This is a genomic window from Kitasatospora sp. NPDC059648 (assembly GCF_042734825.1).
In the GTDB taxonomy this organism is placed as follows: Bacteria; Actinomycetota; Actinomycetes; order Streptomycetales; family Streptomycetaceae; genus Kitasatospora.
This window is the reverse complement of the sequence record NZ_JBHWDU010000124.1, coordinates 1-16,959: the sequence shown is the minus strand read 5'-3', so window position 1 is coordinate 16,959 and position 16,959 is coordinate 1. Positions and strand designations below refer to the sequence as shown.

Below are 16,959 nucleotides of genomic sequence, written 5' to 3'. Positions count from 1 at the left end.
GGCGTCGGCGCGGCGGCCGGGGCGGGCACGGGCGCCGGGGCGACCGGTGGCGGAGCGGCCGGTGCCGGGGCAACAGCGGGCGCCGGACCCGGCGCAGCCGCGGGAGCGGCAGCCGGCCGGACAGTCGGCGGCGGCGAGGGCGGCGGAACCGGCGCCCCCGACGGGGACACCCCCGTACCGCCCCCCGGCGGGACCGGCGGAGCGACGGGACGCGGCGGGACCTGCCCACCTCCGGCGTACTGCGTCACGGCACCTCCTCCCGACACCTTTCAGCGGGGACACTACACGGCGGCCCGGCGACGGGCACAGTCCGCCGCCGGGCCACTGACCAGCAGTCAGCGCGAGGTCAGCTGCTCCGCCAGCGCCCGCAGCGCCAGCTCGTACGACCCGATCCCGAAACCCGCGATGGTCCCGGAGGCCACCGCCGCGATCACCGAGGTGTGCCGGAAGGTCTCCCGCGCGTACGGGTTGGAGATGTGCACCTCGATCAGCGGCGCGGTGCGCTGCGCCGCGGCGTCCCGCATCGCGTACGAGTAGTGGGTGAACGCGCCCGGGTTGATCACCACGGGCACCTTCCCGTCTGCCGCCTCGTGCAGCCACTCCACCATCTGCTGTTCGGAGTTGGTCTCGTGCACCTCGACCTCGAAGCCGAACTCCTTGCCCAGCGCGGTGCAGCGCTCGACCAGCCCGGCGTACGAGGTGGCGCCGTAGACGTCGGGCTCCCGGCTGCCCAGCCGGCCGAGGTTGGGGCCGTTGAGCACCATCACCCGGGTCACGCGGAGACCTCCGCGTACGCGGCGACCAGCAGCGACGGGTCCGGGCCCTCCAGCACGGAGGTCTTGCCGAGGCCGTCCAGCACGATGAAGCGGATCAGGTCGCCGCGCGACTTCTTGTCGATCTTCATCGCGTCCAGCAGCTTCGGCCAGGCGTCCGCCCGGTAGGTCAGCGGGAGGCCGACGGAGGCCAGCACGGTGCGGTGCCGGTCGGCCGTCTCGTCGTCCAACCGCCCGGCCAGGCGGCCGAGTTCGGCCGCGAAGACCATGCCGATGGAGATCGCCGCGCCGTGCCGCCACTTGTAGCGCTCGTTGCGCTCGATGGCGTGGCCCAGGGTGTGGCCGTAGTTGAGGATCTCGCGCCGGCCGGACTCCTTGAGGTCCCCGGAGACGACGTCGGCCTTGACCTGGATGGCCCGGCGGATCAGCTCGACGGTGTGCGGGCCGGCCGGCGACTTGGCGCCCTCCGGGTCCGCCTCGATCAGGTCGAGGATGACCGGGTCGGCGATGAAGCCGCACTTGATGACCTCGGCGAGGCCGGAGACGTAGTCGTGCTTGGGCACGGTCTCCAGGGTGCCGAGGTCGGCCAGCACGCCCACCGGCGGGTGGAAGGCCCCGACCATGTTCTTGCCCTCGGCGATGTTGATGCCGGTCTTGCCGCCGACGGCCGCGTCGACCATGCCGAGCAGCGTGGTGGGCATGGAGACCCAGCGCACCCCGCGCAGCCAGGTGGCCGCGACGAAGCCCGCCAGGTCGGTGGTGGCGCCCCCGCCGAGGCCGACCACGACGTCGCTGCGGGTGAACCCGGTCTGCCCGAGCACCGACCAGCAGTACGCGGCCACCTCGGCGCTCTTCGCCTCCTCGGCGTTGGGCACCTGGAGCGCGATCGCCTCGTACCCCTCGCCGGCCAGGTCCTCGCGGATGGCGTCGGCGGTGGCGGCCAGCGCCTCCGGGTGGATGATCGCGACCCGCTTGGCCCGCGTCCCGATCAGCGGCGCCAGCTCGCCGAGCAGCTGGTGCCCGATCAGCACGTCGTACGGGTCGTGGCCGGCGCTGCCGCCGACGTGAATCCTGACGGTGGTGTCAGTCATGGGGGGTCTTCAGCTCCAGTGCTTCCAGTACGGCGTCCGCGACCTGCTCGGGGGTGCGGTCGGCGGTGTCGACGACGGCGGTGGCCACCTCCAGGTAGAGGGGGCGGCGGGCCTCCATCAGCTCGCGCCAGCGGGCCCGCGGATTGACGGCCAGCAGCGGGCGCGGGGCGTCCAGGCCGACCCGCTTGACCGCGTCGCCGAGCGGGACCTCCAGGAAGACCACCGGCAGCTCGCGCAGCAGCTCACGGGTGGCCTCGGCCATCACTGCGCCGCCACCGAGCGCCAGCACCCCGCCGTGTCCCCCGGCGGCCGCGCGCACGGCGCGGACCTCCAGCTCGCGGAAGTGCGGCTCGCCCTCGTCGATGAAGATCTCCGGGATGGGCTTGCCGGCCAGCGCCTCGATGTCGGCGTCGGTGTCCCGGAAGCCGACGCCCAGGCGCTCGGCCAGGGCCCGCCCGACGGTGGACTTGCCACTGCCGGGCGGGCCGACCAGCACCACGACGGGTGTCGTCATGCCCGCACCTCGCCGCGCTCGGCGTGCGATGACCGCGACCGGCGCCTTCCGATGACGAGCTCGCTTCGCCCACTCATTTGATGATCAGGTTGTCGAGGTAGCCCTGCACGTTGCGACGGGTCTCGGAGACGTGGTCGCCACCGAACTTCTCGCTCACCGCGTCCGCCAGCACCAGCGCGACCATCGCCTCGGCGACGATGCCGGCGGCCGGCACCGCGCAGACGTCCGAGCGCTGGTGGTGCGCCTTGGCCGGCTCGCCGGTGCGCACGTCCAGGGTCTGCAGCGCCCGCGGCACCGTGGCGATCGGCTTCATCGCGGCGCGCACCCGCAGCACCTCGCCGGTGGTCAGGCCGCCCTCGGTGCCGCCGGAGCGGCCGGAGGTGCGCTTGACGCCCTCGGGAGTCGGGACGATCTCGTCGTGCGCCTTGGAGCCCGGCACCCGGGCCAGCTCGAAGCCGTCGCCGACCTCGACGCCCTTGATCGCCTGAATGCCCATCAGCGCGGCGGCCAGCCGGGCGTCCAGCCGGCGGTCCCAGTGCACGTGGGAGCCGAGGCCCACCGGCACACCGTACGCGAGCACCTCGACCACGCCGCCGAGGGTGTCGCCGTCCTTGTGGGCCTGGTCGATCTCGGCGACCATCGCCTTCGAGGCGTCCGCGTCCAGGCAGCGCACCGGGTCGGCGTCCAGCCGGGCCTCGTCCGAGGGCAGCGGCACCACACCGGCCGGCGCCTTGGCGGCGGCCAGCTCGACCACGTGGCTGACGATCTCGATCCCGGCCACCTCGCGGAGGTACGCGCGGGCGACGGCGCCCAGCGCGACCCGGGCGGCCGTCTCCCGGGCGCTGGCGCGCTCCAGGATCGGCCGGGCCTCGTCGATCGAGTACTTCTGCATGCCGGCCAGGTCGGCGTGGCCGGGCCGGGGGCGGGTCAGCGCCTCGTTGCGGGCCAGGCCCGCCAGCACCTCGGGGTCGACCGGGTCGGCCGACATGACCTGCTCCCACTTCGGCCACTCGGTGTTACCGACCATGATCGCGACCGGGCTGCCCATGCTCAGGCCGTGCCGGACGCCGCCGAGGAAGGTCACCTCGTCCTGTTCGAACTTCATCCGCGCCCCGCGGCCGTAACCGAGCCGGCGGCGCGCCAGCGCGTCGGCCACCACCTCGGTGGTGACCGGTACACCGGCGGGCAGGCCTTCCAGCGTCGCGACGAGTGCGGGGCCGTGCGACTCCCCCGCCGTCAGCCAGCGCAACGTACCCAACGGAGCTCCTTCATCAGCGGGCCGGCCCACGGCACCGCCGCGGCCCGCCCGAGCGTGCCTTCTCTCCGAATCCTTTCACGACCCGGCGGCACCCGGGGGCACAGTCCGCGTGACGGACGGCAACCGGTCACCCAACGAAACGATCTAGCCGCGGTCCCTCCGCTCGTACCGCGCCCGGGGTGGGTCCCCCCGGTTCACGCCGGGCGGTCGGCGAGCGCCCTCTCGCCCGCCTCGCGCATCGCCGCCAGCGGCCCGGGCGCGCGCCCGGTGAAGGCCTCGCTCTGCAGCACCGCCTGGTGCACCAGCAGGTCCAGGCCGCCCAGGACGGTCGCCCCGCGCTCGGCGCAGGCGGCGGCCAGCGCCGTCGGCCACGGGTGGTACAGCACGTCGAACAGCGCGCCGGGGGCCGCCGTCAGCGAGCCGGCGAAGGCGTCGGTCGCCCCGACCGGCGTGGTGGAGACGGTCAGCGGACGCTCCAGCGCCTCGGCGCCGCGCTCCCAGTCGGCGGTGCGCACCGTGACGCCGAGCCGCTCGCCCAGCTCGCCCATCTCCCGGGCCCGCTCGGCGCTGCGCACGTAGACCGTCACCTCGCCGGTGCAGACCTGGGCGAGCGCCGCCAGCGCCGAGGAGGCGGTGGCCCCGGCGCCCAGCACGGCGGCGGCGGACACCTTGGTGATGCCGCGCTCGCGCAGCGCGTTGACCAGCCCGGGGACGTCGGTGTTGTCCCCGGTGCGCCGGCCGTCGGCGGTGAACACCACGGTGTTCACCGCCTCCACCGAGCGGGCGGTCGCGCTGACCTCGTCCAGCAGCGGGATGACCGCCCGCTTCAACGGCATGGTCAGCGACAGCCCCGCCCACTCGGCCCCGTCCAGTGCGGCGAGGAAACCGGGCAGGCCGGCCTCGTCGACCTCGAAGCGGTCGTAGCGCCAGCCGTCCAGCCCGAGCGCCGCGAAGGCGGCCCGGTGCAGGTCCGGCGAGAGCGAGTGGGCGATCGGCGAGCCGAGAACGGCCGCCCGGTGCTTGCTGGTCAACACTGACTCCGGGAACGACGGTGCGGTGACGGCTACTTGGTGGTGCAGTGCAGGCCGACCTTGTCGAAGCCCTGACCCGCCGCCTTGCAGTACGCCTCGACGTTGGCCGCGTGCTCCTTGTCCGTCTCGGCGAAGAGGGTGTTGGTCGGGGACATCGCGATGAAGTACAGCCACTTGCCGTCCGCCGGGTTGAGCACCGCGTTGAGCGCCTCGTCACCGGGGTTGGAGATCGGCGTCGGCGGCAGGCCCGGGTTGATGTAGGTGTTGTACTTGTTGGACCCGTCGTTGATGTCCTTCGACGTGAGTTCCTTGCGGCCCAGCGAGTACTGCAGCGTGGTGTCCATGCCGAGCGTGTGGCGCACGGTATCGCTCGCCAGGCGGTTCTGGATGGTCCTGGCCATCTTGGCGAAGTCGCCCGGGTTGTTGCCCTCGCGCTGCAGGATGCTCGCCTCGATGACCACCTCGTAGCCGTTCTTCAGGCCCGCCTTGGAGGCCTGGCCGTCCAGGTTCGCGTACTTGTCGGTGGCGTTCTTCACCATCTGCTTGAGCAGGTCCTCGGGCTTCATGCCGTCGGCGATGTTGTAGCGGGTCGGCCAGAGGAAGCCCTCGATGTTGCCGTTCGCGTACGCGGGCAGGCCGAGGTCGTTGACCTGGGCCTTGGCGACGTTCGCCGTGGTGCCCTTCTGGAGCTTCAGCTTGGTGTCGATCATGGCGTAGATCTCGGAGGAGTTCTTGCCCTCCGGGAAGACGATCGCCGCGCCGCCCGCCTGGTCGAGCAGCTCCTTGAGCGCGGCCGCGGCCGGCAGCTCCTTCTTCATCCCGTAGAAGCCCGGCTGGATGGTGCCGCACTTGGGCTCCGCGTCGCAGGCCTTGGTGAACGCGTCGACGCTCTTGACCACGCCGGCGTTCTTCAGCGCGAGACCGATCTGGCCGCCGACCGCACCCTGCTTGACCTCGACCTGGACGGAGCCGGTGCCCTCACCGGTGAAGTCCGGCGGCGGCCCGAAGTGGTCCTGGTAGAAGCCGTAGCCCCACCAGCCGGCGCCGCCGAGCAGGCCGACCAGGACCAGTGCGACCACCAGGCAGGCGCCGCCGTTGCGACGGCCCGCCTTCTTGCCCTTCTCCTTGCGCTTCTTCTGCGCCTCGCGGGACTCGTCCTGCTCGCCGAGGAAGCCGACCTCCTCGGCCTCGGCGTGCTCCTCCGGGTAGCCGTCCTCGGCGTGGTGCTCGTCCTCGCGGTGGCCGTCCCACTCCTCGGCCTCGGGCTCGTGCGCAGCCCCGCCCACCGGGTCGACGCCGGATTCCAGCGCGGCGGCCTCGGCCTCCCAGTCGATCCCGTCCGGCCCGGGGCCGGAGACGGGCTCGGGCGCGGGCGCCTGCGGCTGGACCTGCTGCTGCTGGACATGCTGCTGCGGCATCCCCTGCTGCATCGGCATCTGCTGCTGCGGGTAGCCCTGCTGCGGCACTCCCTGCTGCATCGGCATCTGCTGCTGGGGGTAGCCCTGCTGCGGCACTCCCTGCTGCATCGGCATCTGCTGCTGCGGGTAGCCCTGCTGCGGAATCTGCTGCTGCGGATAGCCCTGCTGCTGGTACCCCTGCGGGTACCCCTCCTGCGGCATGCCCTGCTGCATCTGCTGCTGCCCGCCCCCCATCTGCTGGAGGTGGGCCTGCTGGGCGTTCCCGTACGGCTGCTGGATCTGCTGGCCGTGCTGCCCCTGATGCTGGTACTGCTGCTGCCACTGGCCGTCCTGCTGGCCGGGGACCGGCTGCTGGCCGCCGTACCCGGGATCACCGGGGTGCCACGGCTCGCCCTGGGGGCCGTAGCCCCGACCCAGATCGGTCATTGATCCCCTTAACCGACGGTGACGACCGGAGGATCGGACCGGCCGTCCGGGACGACGCCGTCCCGGCTGATTCTCGAACCGGCGTGCTAGCGCAGCGCCTGGGAGGAGACGTTACCGTACCGCAGCCGTACCCCGTCCGGGGCGGACGCACTGTCAGTGAGCGACCTCACCCTCGGCGCGCGGGGCCGTCACGGCGTGGCCGCGCCTGGCGTCGAGGGCGTGGCGGCGGCCGGGGCGCTCGGCTTCGACGCCCGCGCCGCGTTGAACTCCGCCACGTTGCGCTGCTGCACCTCGAAGCTGTCGGTGAAGCGGGTGTCGCCCGGCTTCACGGTCACGAAGTACAGCCAGTCCCCGGGCGTCGGGTCCAGCGCCGCCATGATCGCCTGCCGCCCGGGGTTGGAGATCGGCGACGGCGGCAGCCCCGGGTGCAGGTAGGTGTTGTACGGGGAGTCCAGCTTGGTGTCGGTGACCGTGGTGTTCAGGGTCGAGCGGCCGAGCGCGTAGTTGATGGTGGAGTCCAGCTGCAGCGGCATCCCCTTGGCCAGCCGGTTGTAGATGACCCGGGCCACCTTGCCCATGTCCTCGGTGTTGTCGGCCTCGCCCTGGACCATGCTGGCGACGGTGACCAGCCCGTACAGGCTCTGTCCGAGGTTCTGCGCGACGACGTTGGCGTCGTCCCGGCTGAACTCCCTGCCGGCCCGGTCGACCATCTGCTTCAGCAGGTCCAGCGGGGTGGTCCCGTCGATGACGGCGTAGGTGGCGGGGAACAGGTAGCCCTCCGGGCTGCCGTGGGCGAAGTCCGGCAGCCCGAGCTCGGCGCCCTGTTCCTTGGCGGTCTTCTGGGTGGTGCCCTCGGGGAGCTTCAGCTTCCTGTCGATCGCCGCGTAGATCTGGTTGCCGCGCCAGCCCTCGGGGATGGTGAGGCCGTTGGCGTTGGCCGGGTCGATCAGGATGGCCAGCGCGGCGGCGGCCGACATCTTCTGCTTGAGGGTGTACGTGCCGGGCTGGATCCGCCCCGCGGCCGCCGCACTCCCCTTCGCCGCCCGGGTGAAGGCGAGCGAACTGGCCACCACCCCGTTGCGGACCAGCGCGGAGGCGATCTGGGACAGGCCCGCCCCCTCGGGCACCGAGACCTGGACGCTGCCGTCGCCCTGCCCCGTGTAGTCGGCGGCCGCCGGGGGTCTGCGCTGGCGCTGGATCCAGGTGTAGCCGGTGAGCCCGATCCCGCCGAAGACCGCGATCAGCGCGAAGGCGGTGAGCGCGCAGGCCAGTCCGTTACGCCGTCGGTGCGGATCCGGCGCATCGGGGCGCGGGCGGGGCGCGCCCGGCGGACGGCCCTCCGGTTCCAGCACCGGCGCACCGAGGTGGCCCGGGGTGAGCCCCGGATGGAAGTCCTCGATCATGGCTCGCGGCCCCCTCGGCAGTCCCGAATCGCTGCGAATCGCTCCGATCCGTTCCGTACCGATCCGAATCGATACGAAAGGGAGGCGGAAGCGAATATAAAAGGGTCCGTGCGGACGCGTCCGCACGGACCCCTCATCGGGACGTTAGAACAGGCCGGTCAGCCGACCGCCTCGACGCTCTCACCGGGCGGGCGTCCGCTCACCCGTTCGGACTCAAGGGCGGTCTGCAGGATCACCACCGCGGCGGCCTGGTCGACCACCGAGCGACCCTTCTTCGCCTTGACCCCCGAGGCGCGCAGCCCGTGGGTCGCGGTGACGGTCGACATCCGCTCGTCCACCAGTCGCACCGGCACCGGGTAGAGCCGGTTGGCCAGCCGGGCCGCGTACGCCCGGACCTTCTCCGCCGCCGGGCCCTCCTTGCCGCTGAGCGAGCGCGGCAGCCCGACGATCACCTCGATCGCGTCGTACTCCTCGACGATCGCGGCGATCCTGGCCTGCGACTTCACTCCGGCCGGGACGGTCTCCACCGGCGTGGCGAGCACCCCGTCGGGGTCGCAGGACGCGACCCCGATCCGGGCGTCGCCGACGTCGACGGCGATCCGCCGTCCACGCCGGAACGGGGGCCTCCAGGGCCCCTCCCCGATCTCCATCAGCTGGCGCGCTCCGCGACCAGACCGCGCACCGCGGCGATGGCCTCGCCGACCGCGGCCGGGTTGGAGCCGCCGCCCTGGGCGACGTCGTCCTTGCCGCCACCGCCGCCGCCGAGGGTCTTGGCCGCGGTGCGGACCAGCTCGCCGGCCTTGATGCCGCGGCCGCGGGCGTCCTCGTTGGTCGCGATCACGGTCAGCGGGCGGTCGTTGGCCACGGTGAACGCGGCGACCACGGCCGGGCGCGAGCCCAGGCGGCCGCGCACGTCCAGGACCAGCTTGCGCAGCTCGTCCGCGCCCACGCCGTCGGCGACCTGCGCGGCGACCACGGCGATGCCGTGCACGTCCTCGGCCGCGTCGGCCAGGCCCGCAGCGGCGGCCAGCACCTTCTCGGCGCGGAAGCGCTCGATCTCCTTCTCGGCGTCCTTGAGCTTGCTGAGCATGCCCGAGATCTTCTCCGGCAGCTCCTCCGGGCGGCCCTTGACCAGCTCGGTCAGCTGGGCCACCACGGTGTGCTCGCGGGCCAGGAACTTGTACGCGTCGACGCCGACCAGCGCCTCCACGCGGCGCACGCCGGAGCCGATCGAGGACTCGCCGAGCAGCTTCACCAGGCCCAGCTGGGCGGTGTTGCCGACGTGGGTGCCGCCGCACAGCTCCTTGGAGAAGTCGCCGATGGAGACGACCCGCACCTCGTCGCCGTACTTCTCGCCGAACATCGCGATGGCGCCGGCCTTGCGGGCCTGGTCCATCGTCATGACCTCGGCGGTGACCTCCAGTTCACGGCCCAGCACGTCGTTGATCTTCTGCTCGACGTCCACCAGCACGCTGCCCGGAACGGCGGCGGGCGAGCCGAAGTCGAAGCGGAAGCGGCCCGGGGCGTTCTCGGAGCCGGCCTGGGCGGCCGTCGGGCCGAGCGCGTCGCGCAGTGCCTGGTGGGTCAGGTGGGTGGCCGAGTGGGCGCGGGCGATCGCCCGGCGGCGCTCGGTGTCGATCGTGGCGTACGCCGAGGCGCCGAGCACGACCTCGCCGAACAGCACGCCGCCGGAGTGCACGATGACGCCGGGGACGGGCTGCTGCACGTCGCGGATCTCCACCACCGCGCCGGACTCCAGCCGGATCCGGCCGTGGTCGGCGAGCTGGCCGCCGCCCTCGGCGTAGAACGGGGTGCGGTCGAGGATGATCTCGACCTCGTCGCCCTCGGAGGCGGCCGGCGCCGGAACGCCGTCCACCAGCAGGCCGACCACGGTGGCCTCGCCCTCGGTCAGGGAGTAGCCGGTGAAGACGCTCGCGCCGGACTTGTCGGCGACCTCGCGGTACGCGGCGACGTCGGCGTGGCCCATCTTCTTGGCCTTGGCGTCGGCCTTGGCGCGGTCACGCTGCTCCTGCATCAGGCGGCGGAAGCCGGCCTCGTCGACCTGGAGGCCCTGTTCCTCGGCCATTTCCAGGGTGAGGTCGATCGGGAAGCCGTAGGTGTCGTGCAGCTTGAACGCCTGCTCGCCGGAGAGCACCGCGCCGCCGGCCTGCTTGGTCTCGGTGACCGCGACGTCCAGCAGGTTGGTGCCGGCCTTCAGGGTCTGCAGGAAGGCCGACTCCTCGCCGATGACGACCGTCTCGATGCGCTTGCGGTCGCTCTCCAGCTCGGGGTACTGCGGGGCCATCGCCTTGATGGCGACGTCGATGAGCTCCTTGGCCACCGGCTCGGTGGCGCCCAGCAGCCGCATGTTGCGGATGGCGCGGCGCAGGATGCGGCGCAGCACGTAGCCGCGGCCCTCGTTGCCGGGGGTGACGCCGTCGCCGACCAGCATCAGCGCGGTGCGGATGTGGTCGGTGACCACGCGCAGCGAGACGTCCGACTTGTGGTCGGCACCGTAGGCGTGGCCGGTGAGCTCGGCGGCGCGGTCGAGGATCATCCGGCTGGTGTCGATCTCGAAGAGGTTGTCGACGCCCTGCAGGATGGCGGCGAGGCGCTCCAGGCCGAGGCCGGTGTCGATGTTCTTGCTCGGCAGGTCGCCGAGGATCTCGAAGCCGTCCTTGCCGTCGCCGTGGCCGCGCTCGTACTGCATGAAGACCAGGTTCCAGATCTCCAGGTAGCGCTCGCCGTTGACCGCCGGGCCGCCCTCCTCGCCGTACGCGGGGCCGCGGTCGTAGTTGATCTCCGAGCACGGGCCGCACGGGCCGGGCACGCCCATCGACCAGAAGTTGTCCTTCATGCCCAGGCGCTGGATGCGCTCGGAGGGCACGCCGATGACGTCGCGCCAGATCTGCTCGGCCTCGTCGTCGTCCTTGTAGACGGTGATCCAGAGCTTCTCCTTCTCCAGGCCGTAGCCACCCTCCGCGACGGGAGTGGTGAGCAGCTCCCAGGCGAACTTGATGGCTCCTTCCTTGAAGTAGTCACCGAAGGAGAAGTTGCCGCACATCTGGAAGAAGGAGCCGTGCCGGGTGGTCTTCCCGACCTCCTCGATGTCCAGGGTGCGCACGCACTTCTGGACGCTGGTGGCGCGCGAGAACTGCGGCTTGACCTCGCCCAGGAAGTAGGGCTTGAACGGCACCATGCCGGCGTTGACGAGCAGCAGCGTGGGGTCGTCGGCGACCAGGGACGCCGACGGAACGACGGTGTGGCCGCGCTCCTCGAAGAAGCGCAGCCAGCGGCGGCGGATCTCAGCCGACTCCATTAGTGGTCCTTCCGGTTCGTTCCGCCCCGCGGCAGGGCTCGGCGGGGCGTTTCTTCCATGGTCTGGGGGATGGTGCGGCGCCCGTCGTCGGACAGGGCGCGGGCGGGAGGCAGGGCGGCGGCCGGGCGACCGGGCGCCGCCGAGATAGCTCGGTACCGCGGCTCGCGTGAGGGGGGCAACGCGGAGCGTTTCCCAGGAAGGGCGGTGGCGGGCGACGGGCGGGGGCGGCGGGTGCTCGGGGGCTCGACCACGGCGGTGCCGTGCAGTCCGAGGTCCTCCTTCAGCTGCTCCTCGCGCTCCGCCATCCCGGAGCGCACGTCCTGGGCGAACTGCTTGGCGAGGTCGCCCAGGTGCAGCGCACCGCGCGCGGCGGTGCCGGAGAGGCTGTCCGGGGTGAGCCGCTGCACCGCGTCGTTGGCCTTGTTCATGGCCCACACGGCGGCGCCGGCGCCGACCGCCATCCAGAAGATCCGTGCCATGCCGTCAGCCCCTCACCGCACGCCGGACCCGGGAGAGCAGGCCGCTCCTGGGCGCGGTCGCGGCGCGCACCTCGGCCCGGATCAGTCGCGCCAGCTCGTCGCGCTCGCCGGCCTGCAGCGGCACGTTCGGCAGGGCGCCCTGCTGCTTGGCGACGGCCTTGCGGACGCCGTAGCTGAACGCGGCGACCTTCATCAGCGGTCCGCCCAGCGTGGCGGCGGCGGTGGAGGACAGCGCCTTGGCGTTGGCGGCGGCGTCCTGCACGTTGGCGGTGATCTCGTCCACCCGGTCCAGCTGCTCGTTGGCGCTGCGCACGGCGGCGCCCGCCTCGGTCAGCAGCGGCACGGCCTGTTCGGTGACGGCGGAGACCAGGACGGTGGCCTCCTTCAGCACCCGGGAGAGCCGGACCAGCACCACCGCGAGCAGGGTGACCAGGACCGCCCAGAACACAGCGACGAGCAAGCCGGCCAGCTCTCCCACGGACACTCTGCGCGCTCCCTCGCCTTGCTGCTCTACAGGTGGAACCCTATCGCGCCCACGCCCCGTTTCCGGACCGGGTGACGACCGTGCCCTCGTCCGGGTGTGCGAACCGTGCGCGTAACCTACCGGCCGGTCACGTCGTTCTGCCAGGCGGGCCGTCGGCGGTACGGCCCGACCCACGTCCGGACCACTGCGGTGCGGGCTCGGAACGACGGGGAGCAGCGGTTGGCCGGCGACTGGACAGCAGATACCGCGGCACGGCCGCGCGAGCCGGAGCCCGGCCGTCTGCCGGCCGAGGTGACCGGCTTCGTCGGGCGGCAGCGGGAACTGGCCGAGCTGGCGAGCCTGCTCGCCGCCGCCCGGCTGGTGACGGTGACCGGGCCCGGCGGGGTCGGCAAGAGCCGGCTCGCGCTGCGGGCGGCGGCCCGGGCGGCCGGGGCCTTCCCGGACGGCACCTGGCTGGTGGACGTGGCCCCGGTGCGGGACCCGCTGCTGCTCGGCCACGCCGTCCTGGAGGCCCTGCGGCTGACCGACGGCACCGCCCGGCCGCCGCTGGACGTGCTGGGCGAGCACCTGGCGGGGCGCCGCCTGCTGCTGGTGCTGGACGGCTGCGAGCACCTGGTGGAGGCCTGCGCCGAGCTGACCGACGCGCTGCTGCGGGCGCTGCCCGGCCTGCGGGTGCTGACCACCAGCCGCGTCGCCCTGCGGGCCTCGGGCGAGCACCTGCTGACGCTGGCGCCGCTGCCGGTCGGCCCGCCGCCGACCCGGGTGGGCCCGGGCCCGCTGCCGGACGCGGTGCGGCTGTTCGCCGACCGGGCGCGGGCCGTGCTGCCGTCCTTCGAGGTGACCGAGGCGAACGCGGAGGCGGTCGGCCTGCTCTGCCGCCGGCTGGACGGCATCCCGCTGGCCGTGGAGCTGGCCGCCGGGCGGCTGCGGGCGCTGTCGGTGGAGCAGATCACCGCCCGGCTGGACGACCGCTTCCGGCTGCTCACCGGCGGCTCCCGGACGGCTCTGCCGAGGCACCAGACGCTGCGCACCACGATCGGCTGGAGCCACGAGCTGTGCACAGTGCAGGAACGTTTGCTCTGGGCTCGCCTGTCGGTCTTCGCCGGCAGTTTCGACCTGGAGGCCGCCGAGTACGTCTGCGCCGGCGAGGGCATCGAGCCCGAGGACGTGCTCGACCTGCTCGGCGAACTCGTCGCCAAGTCCGTGGTGCTGCGCGAGGAGAGCGACTTCGGCGTCCGCTTCCGGCTGCTGGACACCCTGCGCGAGTACGGCGGCCACTGGCTGCGCGCCGCCGGCGAGGAGCCGCGGCTGCTGCGCCGCCACCGCGACTGGTACCTGGGCGTCGCCACCTGGGGCGAGGTCGAGTGGTTCGGCCCCCGCCAGCCCGAGACCGCCGAGCGCACCCGGCTCGCCCACACCGACCTCCGCGCCGCGCTGGAGTTCTGCCTCGCCGAGCCCGGCGAGGAGCAGCTCGCCCTGCTGCTGGCCGGCACCCTCTGGTTCTACTGGGTCGGCTGCGGCCACCTCGGCGAGGGCCGGCACTGGCTGGACCGCGCGCTCGCCGTGGGCCGCGAGCCCACGGAGGCCCGGGCCAAGGCCCTGTGGGTGACCGGCTACATGGCCACCCTCCAGGGCGACCTCGGCACCGCGCGGCCCGCCCTGGAGGAGTGCCGCCGCCAGGCCCTGGACACCGGCGACGACCGGGCCCTCGCCTACGCCGTCCACCGCCAGGGCTGCACCGCCCTGATCGGCGACGACCCGGCGCGCGCCGCCGAGCTGTTCGAGGAGGCGCTCTGGCACTACCGGACCATCGGCGAGCTCAACAGCAACGTGGTGATGGCCATGATCGAGCTGGGCCTCGCCCACCTGTTCCAGGGCGACCTGGACAGCGGCGCACTCTGGTTCGGGCAGGCCCGCGAGGTCTGCGAGGAACACGGCGAGCAGTGGGCGTACGCCTACGTGCTGTACGCAACGGCGTACTCCCACTACCTGGACGGCGCGGTCCGGCCGGCCCGCGACCTGGCCCGCGAGTGCGTCCGGCTGAACCACCACTTCCACGACCTGCTCGGCATCGTGCTGGGCATCGACCTGCTGGCGCTGCTGGAGACCGAGCCGACCGAGCCCGACGAGCCGGCCGACCTGTGCGAGGCCCGGGTGCTCCAGGGCGCCGCGCACCGGATCTGGCGCGCGGTCGGCAATCCGTTCCTGGGCTCGCGCTCCTTCTTCGGCACCCACCAGGAGTGCGCCGAGCGGACCCGGGCCGGGCTCACCGAGCAGGAGTACGAGGACTGCTACCGGGCGGGTGGCCGGCTGGACCTGGACGCCGCCGTCTGCCGGGCGCTCGGCGCCGGGGGCTCGCCGGACGGCCCGGAGCCGGCCCCCGGCCCCTTCTCGGTGCCGCCCGCCCCCGCGCCCGCACCGGCGCGGAATAGCTGAAGCTTGCCGATTGCTTGAGCAGGCAAGGATCAGATCCCCCCGGAAGGAGCACCATGGCCGTCCACGACGAGTACCGCCTCGCGAACTTCTACTTCGAGTCCAAGGCGTACACCGACGCCGCGCGCATGCTCGAAGGCGTGCTGGCCGAGGAGCCGGCCAACCTCTCCGTCCGGCTGCTGCTGGCCCGCAGCTACTTCCACTCCGCCCAGCTCGGCCGCGCGGAGGCCGAGCTGCGCCGGATCCTCGCCCTCGACCCGGCCGAGGACTACGCCCGGCTGATGCTCGGCCGTACCCTGGAGCGCCAGGGCCGGGCCGAGGAGGCCCGCCCGCACCTGCGGCTCGCCGCCGCGATGGCCGGCGAGACCGTCTGACGGCCGACGGCCCGAAGCAGCGAACCCCCGCCGCCTCGAAGGGCGACGGGGGTTCGCTGTGGTTTCGCGGTCTGCGGAACCGAGCGCGGGTCAGCGCGAGTAGTACTCGACGACCAGCTGCTCGTCACAGATCACCGGGACCTCCTTGCGCTGCGGCGCACGGTCCAGGCGGAAGGCCAGGGCCTTCAGGTTGACCTCGAGGTACTTCGGGGTCTGGCCCTCACCCGCGTAGCCACCCTCACGGGCGACCTGGAAGGGGACCTTCTCCTTGGAGCGCTCGCGGACGGTGACCACGTAGCCCGGCTTCATCTGGAACGACGGCTTGTTGACCTTGCCACCGTTGACCTCGATGTGGCCGTGGACGACCATCTGGCGGGCCTGGTAGATGGTGCGGGCGATGCCCGAACGCAGCACCAGCGAGTCCAGACGGGTCTCCAGCTCGGCGACGAGCGCCTCACCGGTCTTGCCCTCGGCCTTCTTCGCGCGGTCGAACGCGCGCGACAGCTGCTTCTCGCTCAGGTCGTACTGGGCGCGGAGACGCTGCTTCTCCAGCAGACGGACCTTGTAGTCCGAGTTCTGCTTGCGGCCACGGCCGTGCTGGCCGGGCGGGTACGGGCGGGCCTCGAAGTACTTGACGGACTTCGGGGTCAGCGGCACGCCGAGCGCACGCGCGATCTTGACCTTGGGACGCTTCTGGTTCGCCATGAACCAAACCTTCCTTGCTTACGAATACGGCTTTCACCAGGTGTTGACGGAGGTCGCATGTCGCGACCCGGAGAAAACCCCGTCGCCTGCGCGAAGGGATCAGCCGCTCTCCGGAGCCGGGCACGAGAAGTGCTGGTCACACGAAGGGCCCGGAAACCGGGCCGTCCGCGACACCGAAACGGTGCGCGACGCTCCTGGTGCGGGCCTCCCGGGGGAGGCCTACGGCCGGTGTCCCGCTGGTGCGGCCGGTCGGTGGGGTCTCCCCCGCCGCCGTCCCGGGACTTGGCACTCCGACCGAGTATACCCGTGGATCACTCGCCCTTTTCCCCGGGCTGCTCCGCCGCGTTCTCGGCCTTCTTCTCCACCCTGCGCTCCCCCCGCAGCCGCGCGCGCGTCCACTCCACGGTGTCCGCGTACCGGACCTCGCCGCCGCGCCGGTTCGGCTGGTAGTACTCCCGCCCGTGCACCGGGTCCGGCGCGTACTGCTGGGCCGCGATGCCCTCCGGCAGGTCGTGCGGGTACTGGTAGCCCTTGCCGTGCCCGAGCTTGCCCGCCCCGCCGTAGTGGGCGTCCCGCAGGTGCGGCGGGACGGCGCCGGCCAGCCCCTGCCGGACGTCCGCCAGCGCCGCGTCGATCGCCAGGTAGGCCGAGTTGGACTTGGGCGCCAGGGCCAGCGCGATCGCCGCCTGGGACAGGATGATCCGGGCCTCCGGGAAGCCGATCAGGGCCACCGCCTGGGCCGCCGCCACCGCCGTCTGCAGCGCCGTGGGGTCGGCCAGGCCGACGTCCTCGCTGGCCGAGATCATCAGCCGCCGGGCGATGAACCGAGGGTCCTCGCCCGCCTCGATCATCCGGGCCAGGTAGTGCAGGGTGGCGTCGACGTCACTGCCGCGGATCGACTTGATCAGCGCGCTGGCCACGTCGTAGTGCTGGTCGCCGTCCTTGTCGTAGCGCACCGCGGCCTGGTTGACGGCCGTCTCGGTGGTGGCCAGCGTGATGCTCGCCTCCCCCTTCTCCAGCGCCGCCCCGGCCGCCGCCTCCAGCGTGGTGAGCGCCCGCCGGGCGTCCCCGCCGGCGAGGCGCACCAGGTGGTCCTCGGCCTCCGCGGTCAGTTCCAGCGCGCCCTCCAGCCCGCGCTCGTCGGCCACCGCGCGGCGCAGCAGCGCCCGGACGTCGTCGTCGGTCAACGACTCCAGGGTGAGCAGCAGCGAGCGGGACAGCAGCGGGGAGATCACGGAGAAGTACGGGTTC

General features: G+C 72.8%; 15 protein-coding genes. 2 read left to right on the top strand and 13 right to left on the bottom strand.

The genetic code is table 11. The annotated features are described in order from the left end of the window. Positions 1–335 precede the first annotated feature (335 nt). From aroQ to ACFV1W_RS37550, 11 genes are all read right to left on the bottom strand, one after another. A complete protein-coding gene (gene aroQ / locus ACFV1W_RS37600) occupies positions 336–764 on the bottom strand; it encodes a type II 3-dehydroquinate dehydratase (RefSeq protein ID WP_380421788.1) in 429 nt (142 codons plus the stop codon). Positions 765–772: 8 nt separating this feature from the next. Beyond that, complete coding sequence (aroB, locus tag ACFV1W_RS37595; protein ID WP_380421787.1) at positions 773–1,864, bottom strand: 3-dehydroquinate synthase; 1,092 nt, start codon at positions 1,862–1,864, stop codon at positions 773–775. Further along, entirely contained in the window at positions 1,857–2,378 is a 522-nt protein-coding gene (locus ACFV1W_RS37590; protein WP_380421786.1) for a shikimate kinase, read from the bottom strand. The genes aroB and ACFV1W_RS37590 overlap by 8 nt, the downstream gene beginning before the upstream one ends. A gap of 73 nt (positions 2,379–2,451) precedes the next feature. Continuing rightward, positions 2,452–3,636, bottom strand: coding sequence for a chorismate synthase (gene aroC, locus ACFV1W_RS37585; RefSeq protein WP_380421785.1), 1,185 nt, complete (start codon positions 3,634–3,636; stop codon positions 2,452–2,454). A 194-nt stretch (positions 3,637–3,830) separates the two neighbouring features. Beyond that, on the bottom strand, positions 3,831–4,667 hold the full coding sequence (locus tag ACFV1W_RS37580; protein ID WP_380421784.1) for a shikimate dehydrogenase: 837 nt from the start codon (positions 4,665–4,667) through the stop codon (positions 3,831–3,833). 32 nt (positions 4,668–4,699) lie between these two features. After that, the gene (gene mltG, locus ACFV1W_RS37575; RefSeq protein WP_380421783.1) at positions 4,700–6,511 is read right to left on the bottom strand and encodes an endolytic transglycosylase MltG; all 1,812 of its coding nucleotides are present in this window, start codon (positions 6,509–6,511) and stop codon (positions 4,700–4,702) included. A gap of 188 nt (positions 6,512–6,699) precedes the next feature. Further along, entirely contained in the window at positions 6,700–7,914 is a 1,215-nt protein-coding gene (gene mltG / locus ACFV1W_RS37570; protein ID WP_380421782.1) for an endolytic transglycosylase MltG, read from the bottom strand. 158 nt (positions 7,915–8,072) lie between these two features. Continuing rightward, complete coding sequence (gene ruvX, locus ACFV1W_RS37565) at positions 8,073–8,564, bottom strand: Holliday junction resolvase RuvX (protein WP_380421781.1); 492 nt, start codon at positions 8,562–8,564, stop codon at positions 8,073–8,075. After that, positions 8,564–11,233 (bottom strand): alanine--tRNA ligase, encoded by a 2,670-nt coding sequence (alaS, locus tag ACFV1W_RS37560; protein WP_380421780.1) that lies wholly within the window; start codon positions 11,231–11,233, stop codon positions 8,564–8,566. Before alaS ends, ruvX begins: the two co-directional genes overlap by 1 nt. Continuing rightward, positions 11,233–11,712 (bottom strand): DUF6167 family protein, encoded by a 480-nt coding sequence (locus ACFV1W_RS37555; RefSeq protein ID WP_380421779.1) that lies wholly within the window; start codon positions 11,710–11,712, stop codon positions 11,233–11,235. The genes alaS and ACFV1W_RS37555 overlap by 1 nt, the downstream gene beginning before the upstream one ends. A 4-nt stretch (positions 11,713–11,716) precedes the next feature. Further along, entirely contained in the window at positions 11,717–12,196 is a 480-nt protein-coding gene (locus ACFV1W_RS37550) for a DUF948 domain-containing protein (protein ID WP_380421778.1), read from the bottom strand. A gap of 105 nt (positions 12,197–12,301) precedes the next feature. Here ACFV1W_RS37550 and ACFV1W_RS37545 point away from each other — a divergent pair, with 105 nt between their 5' ends. Further along, entirely contained in the window at positions 12,302–14,632 is a 2,331-nt protein-coding gene (locus ACFV1W_RS37545) for an ATP-binding protein (protein ID WP_380421777.1), read from the top strand. Between the two features lie 53 nt (positions 14,633–14,685). Continuing rightward, complete coding sequence (locus ACFV1W_RS37540; RefSeq protein WP_380421776.1) at positions 14,686–15,003, top strand: tetratricopeptide repeat protein; 318 nt, start codon at positions 14,686–14,688, stop codon at positions 15,001–15,003. Positions 15,004–15,093: 90 nt separating this feature from the next. Here ACFV1W_RS37540 and rpsD read toward each other — a convergent pair whose 3' ends face one another. Continuing rightward, a complete protein-coding gene (gene rpsD, locus ACFV1W_RS37535) occupies positions 15,094–15,708 on the bottom strand; it encodes a 30S ribosomal protein S4 (RefSeq protein ID WP_270148363.1) in 615 nt (204 codons plus the stop codon). A gap of 311 nt (positions 15,709–16,019) precedes the next feature. After that, the coding region (locus ACFV1W_RS37530; protein WP_380421775.1) for a replication-associated recombination protein A at positions 16,020–16,959 on the bottom strand (940 nt) is incomplete at its 5' end.